General features: G+C 66.0%; 7 protein-coding genes and 1 pseudogene. All 8 read right to left on the bottom strand.

The window, feature by feature from the left end:
- Window positions 1-129: pseudogene (locus ACESMD_RS13030) on the bottom strand (alkylhydroperoxidase); the annotation flags it as partial.
- A gap of 102 nt (window positions 130-231) precedes the next feature.
- Window positions 232-933 carry an ABC transporter ATP-binding protein gene (locus ACESMD_RS13025; RefSeq protein ID WP_372613827.1) on the bottom strand — a complete coding sequence of 234 codons (702 nt, stop codon included), beginning with the start codon at window positions 931-933 and terminating at the stop codon, window positions 232-234.
- Window positions 933-1,703 (bottom strand): ABC transporter ATP-binding protein, encoded by a 771-nt coding sequence (locus ACESMD_RS13020; RefSeq protein ID WP_372613825.1) that lies wholly within the window; start codon window positions 1,701-1,703, stop codon window positions 933-935. Before ACESMD_RS13020 ends, ACESMD_RS13025 begins: the two co-directional genes overlap by 1 nt.
- Complete coding sequence (locus ACESMD_RS13015; protein ID WP_372613823.1) at window positions 1,700-2,644, bottom strand: branched-chain amino acid ABC transporter permease; 945 nt, start codon at window positions 2,642-2,644, stop codon at window positions 1,700-1,702. The genes ACESMD_RS13020 and ACESMD_RS13015 overlap by 4 nt, the downstream gene beginning before the upstream one ends.
- A complete protein-coding gene (locus tag ACESMD_RS13010) occupies window positions 2,641-3,510 on the bottom strand; it encodes a branched-chain amino acid ABC transporter permease (RefSeq protein ID WP_372613821.1) in 870 nt (289 codons plus the stop codon). Before ACESMD_RS13010 ends, ACESMD_RS13015 begins: the two co-directional genes overlap by 4 nt.
- A gap of 69 nt (window positions 3,511-3,579) precedes the next feature.
- On the bottom strand, window positions 3,580-5,178 hold the full coding sequence (locus ACESMD_RS13005) for an ABC transporter substrate-binding protein (RefSeq protein ID WP_372613819.1): 1,599 nt from the start codon (window positions 5,176-5,178) through the stop codon (window positions 3,580-3,582).
- A gap of 14 nt (window positions 5,179-5,192) precedes the next feature.
- The gene (locus tag ACESMD_RS13000) at window positions 5,193-6,671 is read right to left on the bottom strand and encodes a YdiU family protein (RefSeq protein WP_372613817.1); all 1,479 of its coding nucleotides are present in this window, start codon (window positions 6,669-6,671) and stop codon (window positions 5,193-5,195) included.
- 122 nt (window positions 6,672-6,793) lie between these two features.
- Window positions 6,794-7,477: a GntR family transcriptional regulator gene (locus ACESMD_RS12995; protein ID WP_372613815.1), complete on the bottom strand. Its 684-nt coding sequence runs from the start codon at window positions 7,475-7,477 to the stop codon at window positions 6,794-6,796.
- Window positions 7,478-7,605 lie beyond the last annotated feature (128 nt).

Raw genomic sequence — 7,605 nt, 5'->3', positions numbered from 1 at the left:
GGCCAGCATCAGGAAGACGTTGGGCACGAAACCAGCTTTCTCCTGCACCGCCAGCATGGTGTCGCGGATGTCGTCTGGCAGGTCGTGGATCGATTCGGGAATGGGGAAGCGGCTGATCAGTGCGGACATGGAGGCTCCAGGCGTTGTGGTTGTTGTCTCGGGCTATCCGACAGTTAACGTCAACGTCAGGTGATTGGCCATGATCCCTTCGGCGTAATCGATCGACCCGCCTCAGGCCACGGAGAGATAGCGCTCCTGCAACTCGGGGTTCTCGCGAAGCTCGGCGGAGGTGCCGGCATAGGCGACCTGCCCCTTCTGCAGGATGTAGGCTTTCCGGGCATGGCGCAGGGCGAAGGGCACGCTCTGGTCGGTAAAGAGGATCGTGGTGGTGCTCGCCAGGTCGTCGATCAGTTCGCCGATCTGGTGAACAATGACCGGTGCCAGCCCCTCGTTGGGCTCGTCGAGCAGCAGCAGGCGTGGCTCGGTGACCAGCGCCCGGGCGATCGCCAGCATCTGCTGCTGCCCGCCCGAGAGGGTGGCGCCGTCCTGGTGGCGCAGTTCCGCGAGCATCGGGTAGGTGTCGAGAACCCGCTCCGGGGTCCAGCGCCGCTCCACGGCGTGGCCGGGTTGCATCGCTATCTCCAGGTTCTCGTAGACGGTGAGTCCGGGGAAGATGCGCCGGTCCTCCGGAACCAGAGCAATGCCAAGCCGGGCGATCCGGTGGGCCGGCAGCCCACTGATGTCCTGGCCCTCGAACACCACCCGCCCCTGACGCGGTGGCGTGACCCCCATGATGCTCTTGAGCGTCGTGCTCTTGCCTGCGCCGTTGCGCCCCAGCAGGCAGACGACGTCACCGGCCTCGACCTCCAGGCTCACGCCCTGCAGGGCATGGCTCTCGCCGTAGTAGGTGTGGATATCCTCGAATTTCAGCATCAAGATGCCGCCTCCTCTTCTTCCTCGCCGAGATAGGCGCGCTTCACCTCAGGGTCGTTGCGGATCTCCTCGGGCGTGCCCTCCGCCAGTCGCTGGCCCCGGTGCATCACCAGGATGCGGTCGGCCAGGCCGAACACCACGCTCATGTCGTGCTCGGTGACGAGGAAGGTGTAGTCGCCAGAGTCGGCCAGTTTGCGGATCAGGTGGGTGACGTGCCGGGTCTCCTCCGGAGTCATGCCCGCCGTGGGCTCGTCGAGCAGCACCAGGCGCGGGCGTGTCGCCAGCACGATGGCAATCTCGAGCAGCCGCTTGTCGCCATAGTTGAGCACCCCGGCCCTCTGCTCCGCCACGTCCTCGAGCCCCAGCCGCTTGAGCAGGACATAGGCCTCGTCGATGATCTCCCGGTCCCGCGAGGCCAGGCGCAGCATCGACAGTGCCTTGCCGTGGAAGGCGGTCAGTGCGACCTCGACGTTCTGGCGCACCGAGAGCTCCTGGAAGATGTTGGTGATCTGGAAGGAACGGGAGATGCCCAGCCGGCTGATGCGATGCGGCGGCAACCCCGTGATCTCGTCGCCGTCGTAGTGGATGCTCCCCGAGGTCGGCGCCATGCGCCCCGAGATCATGTTGTAGAAGGTCGTCTTGCCCGCGCCGTTGGGCCCGATCAGGGCCACGGTCTCCCGCGGTTGCACGTCGAGGGAGACTCCGTCCACAGCATGCACGCCGCCGAAGGTCTTGGTCAGGTCACGGATCGAGAGCAGCGGTTCGGTCATCGTCTCAGCAACCGGTCGAGCACGGTACCGAGGATACCGCGGCGGAAGAACATCACCATCAGCGCCAGGATGATGCCGAGGAACAGCATCCAGTGGTCGGTGTAGCTGGTGATCCAGGTCTCCAGCAACACGAACACCATAGCGCCGAAGAAGGGCCCCAGGAAGTAGGCCGACCCGCCGAGGATGGTCATCAGCACGGCCTCCGCGGATTGGCTCCAGTGGATCATGTCGGGGCTCGCCACCCGGTTGAAGGGGGCGAAGAGCCCGCCGGCCAGCCCTGCAAAGAGCCCGGCCACGATGAAGGCGATCAGCCGGAAGCGCCGCTCGTTGAGCCCGCAGAACGACACCCGCTCCGGGTTCTCGCTGATGGCCTTCAGGATCAGGCCGAAGGGCGAGCGCGTGACGAGGTAGAGCAACGCCGCGGCGAGCACCACCACCACCAGCACCACGTAGTAGTAGACCAGGGGGTTGGCGAGTTGCAGGTCGAGACCCAGGCCGAACTCGGTGAGAGGAAAGCCGGTGATGCCGTCGCTGCCGTTGGTCACGCTGCGCCACTGGTGGGCCACGGCGAACACCATCATGCCGAACGCCAGGGTCAGCATGGCGAAGTAGACCTCGTTGAGCCGCACGCAGAAGAAGCCGATCACGGCGGCGAGCAGCATCGAGGTCAGCATCGCGGCCAGCAGGGTCCATACCAGCGGCACCTGCAGGTGGAGCAACAGCATCGCGGTAGTGTAGGAGCCCATCCCGAAGAAGGCCGCATGCCCGAAGGAGAGCATGCCGGTGTAGCCAAACACCAGATTGAAGCTGGCCGCGAAGAGACCCATGATCAGGATCTCGGTGGCCACGAAGATGTAGAAGTAGGGGACACCGTAGGGCAGCAGGATGAGCGCGGCCAGGACCAGCGCCAGCACACCGACAATCATCAGTCGTGTCGTCATGCGCTAGCCCTCTTGCCCATCAGTCCCTGGGGCTTGATCAGCAGTACCAGCGCCATGCCGATGTAGGGCAGCACGAGGTTGATCTCGGGCAGGAAGCGCCCGCCGAAGCCGTGGATGAAGCCCAGCACCAGCGCCCCGAGCAGGGTGCCGGGGAAGCTGCCGAGCCCGCCGATCACCACCACGATGAACGACTCGATGATGATCTTCTCGCCCATCGCCGGCCCGATGGCGCGCATGGGAGCGGCCACCACGCCGCCCACGGCGGCGATCCAGGCCCCGAAGGCGAACACGCCGGTGATCACCATGGGCACGTTGATCCCGAGGGTCTGGGCCATCTCCCGGTCCAGCGCCGCGGCGCGCACGATGCGCCCCAGGCGGGTGCGAGTGAACAGCAGCCACAGGCCCAGCATCATGGCGATCCCCACGGCGATCACGAAGAGGCCGTAGATGGGATAGTTGACGCCGAACACGGAGAAGGTCCCGGTGAGCAGCGCCGGCGGGTCCACCACATGGATGGACGGCCCCCAGATCATCCGCACGGACTCGTCGATGATCAGCAGAAGGGCGAAGGTGAGCAGCAGGCTGTCGGTGATGTGGCGGTCGTAGACCATGCGCAGCATCAACCGCTCGATGGCGATCGCCACCACGGCCACCAGCAGCGGGGCCACCACCAGCGCCACCCAGAACGAGAGCCCGAGCAGTCCCATCGCGGTATAGGCGAAGTAGGCGCCCAGCATGTAGAGGGCGCCATGGGCGAAGTTGATGACGTTCAGCACGCCGAAGATGATGTTGAGACCGACGGCGATGACGAACAGCAACAACGCAATGTCGAGGCTGTTCAGCAGCGCGGCAATGAAGCTCTGCATCGTGGACTCCCCAGTGGGTGGGTCAGTCAGGCAGGCCGGCCGCCCGGGATGGACGGCCGTCAGGCGGCGTCAGAGCGAGCAGCCCGTCTCCGACACGTCGGGCGTCACCAGGTCGCCGTCGAAGGTCTTCATGGGGTCGAGCATGCGCACGCCATACTCCTCGCTGAGCGCGGCGGTCTGCCCCCAGGTCGGGCCGACCACGGCCTGGTGGTCACCCTCACGGAAGGTGAGCGAGCCGGTGGGCGCCGGGAAGGTCAGGCCGGAGAGCGCGTCGGTGATCGCCTCGGGGTCGGTGGAACCGGCCTTCTCGATGGCCGCCTTGTAGGCATATATGCCGGCGTAGGCCCCCTCGGCGTTGTAGCTCGGCGGCTTGCCGTAGCGCTCCATGTAGGCGGTGACGAAGGCATTGTTGACGTCGTTGTCATGGGCCGCAAACCAGTAACGCGTGCCGACCCAGATTCCCTCGGGCACGTCGTTGCCCAGCGCGGACATCACCTCGGTGGCGCCGCCCAGGGTCATCAGCACCTCGAAGTCCCGGTCGAAGAAGCCGAGGTTGTTGGCCTGGCGGATGAAGTTGACCAGGTCGCCGCCCCACAGCGAGACCAGCACGCCATCGGGCTTCGCATCCATGACGTTGTTGATGAAGGGGGTGAAGTCCTCGTTGCCGAAGCGCGGGAAGGCCGTGCGCTCCATCAGCTCCACCTCGGGGTCGAGCTCCTTGAGGTAGTTGCCGAAGAACTCCCAGGACTGATGGCCGAAGGCGTAGTCCGGCCCGATGGTCGTCCAGCGCTTGGCCCCGCTCTGCTCAGCGATCTCGGCGGCCGCCTTGGTGTTCTGGCTGATGTTGACGCTCAGCCGATAGGTGTAGCGGTTGCAGAGCTTGCCGGTGACGTCCGGGGTGGCGGCGTGGGTGATGATGAAGGGCCGCTGCAGTTCCGGCACCACCGGGACGACGCCCGTGGCCACGCCGGAGCTGTCCAGGCCCATCAGGCCATGCACCTGCTCAGAATAGACCAGCTTGCGGGCGGCCTGAATGGCGGCATCGGCCTTGATCTGACTGTCTTCCAGCACGAACTCGACCTCGTGGCCGAGGATGCCCCCCTCCTCGTTGATCTCGTCCACGGCGAGTTGCATGCCCTGCTGGGCGAACTGGCCGTAGACCGAGGGGGATCCGGACATGATGTAGATGGCGCCGATGCGGACCGGATCTTCGGCCGATGCACTCGTCGTGACGCCGAGACCGAGCGCCAGGCACACGGCGGTGCACAGCGTCCGGACCCGGGGAATGGTGCGCGTCTGGTTCAACATGCTCTCCACCTCTTGTCTTGTAGTTATCGTTATCGTTGTCGTTGCCGGGTCGGTTGAGCTCGCCTCGAGCCGCCGCGCTCGGTCGACCCCTGGTGATACCCGCTGCCGGAGGCCAGCGGTGCCGGGGCACGAGGCATGGCTCGCCACCCCGAGGGCGGCTGTCCCCGAATAGTATAGGTGCGGGGCCAAGACCCTGTCAATCGGCCCGCCCGGCCGCTTCTCAAAGCACGAGCGGCCGACGAAGTTGCTGTCCGGGTAGCCTTCCACCTGGCAGCCGCGGCCCACCTCGCCAGCGGCGTCGGGCAGGGTCTTGCCGTGCTCCTCGGTGTGCTCGCTGATCAGAGCCTGGAACCTGAGCATGATGCGCTCGCGCCTCAGGTCCCGCAGAAGGTGCGCAGCACCCGCTTGGTCGGCTCTGCCGGGAGGGCAAAGGCCTCGCGGCCGGGCTGCTCGGTGAAGGGCTCGGCCAGTACCTGGTTGAGCGCCTCGAAGGGGGCGAAGTCGTCGTCCTCGGCCGCGGCGGTCAGCGCCTCCTCGACCTTGTGGTTGCGGGGAATATAGAGCGGATTGGTGGCATGCATCCGCGCAGCGATGGAGGCCGTCTCGACCCCCTCCCGGGCCAGGCGCTCCCGCCAGCGGGGCAGCCAGGCCCGGATGGCCGCCTGATGCTCGAATAGCTCGAACAGGGATGGTTCCGCCCCAGGGGAGGCGGCCAGGTCGCCGAGGCGACGAAAGGTCAGGGTGAAGTCGGCCCGGCCAGCCTGCATCGCCTCGAGCAGGGCCTCCACCAGGGCCGCGTCATCCTCTTCTTCCTTCACCAGGCCCAGCTTGGCGCGCATCACCGCCAGCCTCTCGGCCTCGTAGCGTTCCGGAAAGGCCTGGATCAGGGTGGTGGCGCGCTCGATGGCCATGTCCGTGTCGTCGTCGATCAGCGGCACCAGGGTCTCGGCGAAACGCGCCAGGTTCCACTGGGCAATCCACGGCTGGTTGCGGTAGGCATAGCGCCCCCCTTCATCGACGGAGCTGAAGAAGGTCTGCGGATCATAGGCTTCCATGAAGGCACAGGGGCCGAAGTCGAGGGTCTCGCCAGAGATCGCCGTGTTGTCGGTATTCATCACGCCGTGGATGAAGCCTAGGCCCATCCACCTGGCCACCAGGGCGGCCTGGCGCGCCTGCACGGCCTCGACCAGCGCCAGGTAACGCTCGGTTTCAGGCAGGTCGGCAAGGGCGGGATAGTGACGGCGGATGGCCAGATCGGCCAGGGTCTGCACCGCCTCGAGGTCACTGCGGACGGCGAAGTACTGGAAGGTGCCGACCCGCAGGTGGCTGGCGGCCACCCGGGTGAGCACCCCGCCCGGCTCGGGCATGCGACGGAAGACGCGCTCGCCGCTGGTCACCGCGGCCAGTGCCCGAGTAGAAGGGATCCCCAGCCGATGCATGGCCTCGCTGACCAGGTATTCGCGCAACACCGGCCCCAGGGGCGCACGGCCATCGGCGCCACGGGAGAAGGGCGTGCAGCCGGCACCCTTGAGCTGGATATCGCGCAGGGCTCCCTCTCGATCGGTCACCTCACCCAGCAGCACGGCCCGACCATCGCCGAGACGCGGCACGAAGTTGCCGAACTGATGGCCGGCATAGGCCTGGGCGAGTGGAGCGGCACCGGCGGGCACGGCGTTGCCGGAGAACCAGTCGGCGGCCTGGCGCTCGTCGAAGGCGGCCAGGTCGAATCCCAGCGACTCGGCCAGGGGGCGATTGAAGGCCACCAGGCGTGGCGAGGGAACCGGCACGGGATCGAAGCGCTCGTGGAAGCGTTCCGGAAGATGGGCGTAATCCAGGGTGAATTCGGGAAACATGACGACTCCGATGGACGACCGTGCCAGGGCCGGTGGATGAATACCCGAGTATAACGCTGGGAATTATGTCTATCGACCCATTGTTCGGGGTGCGCCGTGCAGAGGGCTATCGGGAGGGCTCGTCAGCCGGACTCCGCCATGCTCGTCCCGAACTGGCGGACGCTGGACACGAAGTCACTGAAACGCTCCCCCTGGATCAGCACATGATCACGCATGGACTGCTCGGCGACCTGGGCGTTCCCCCTCTCGATGGCGGCGACGATCTCGCGATGCTCCTGGAGGGAGATCCCCATCCGCTTGCGGACCTGCAACTGCAGGCGGCGATAGGGCTTGAGGCGCTGCTTGAGCTGGCGCGCCTCCTCGGCCAGGAAGCCGTTGTGGCTGGCTGCATAGAGGCGGTGGTGGAACTCCTCGTTCTCGTAGTAGTACTCGTCGGTATCGCCTGCTTCGGCCGCGGCTTCGCAGCGCATCAGTGCCTCACGCAGCCCCTCGAGCTCCTCCTCGGAGATTCGCCGCGCCGCCAGTCGACCGCACATTCCCTCGAGCTCGGCCATGACCTCGAACATCTCGATCAACTGCTCGAGCCCCACCCGAGCCACGAAGGTGCCCTTCTTCGGCGATACCGTGACCAGGCCGCTGGCTACCAGATGCTGGATTGCCTCACGAACCGGGGTACGCGATACCTGGAACTCCCGACCCAGGACCTCCGGGTCCAGGCGCTCGCCCGGGGCACGACGCCCGTTGATGATGTCGTCCTCGAGGGAATCCTTGAGGCGCTGGGCGTTCGATCGTTTCACGGCACTCATTCACCACCTCCGCGGCCGGGCCTGCCTATCCAATGGTTCATCGCCAGATCCCTCCAGATGAGCTATATAACCCCATACACCAATGGTCGATTTGCTGTGCTGCAGGATTGACAGATATACACAGTACG

The sequence above is a fragment of the Halomonas sp. genome (genome assembly GCF_041689495.1).
Lineage (GTDB): Bacteria > Pseudomonadota > Gammaproteobacteria > Pseudomonadales > Halomonadaceae > Halomonas.
This window is presented reverse-complemented; position numbering and strand designations above follow the sequence as displayed.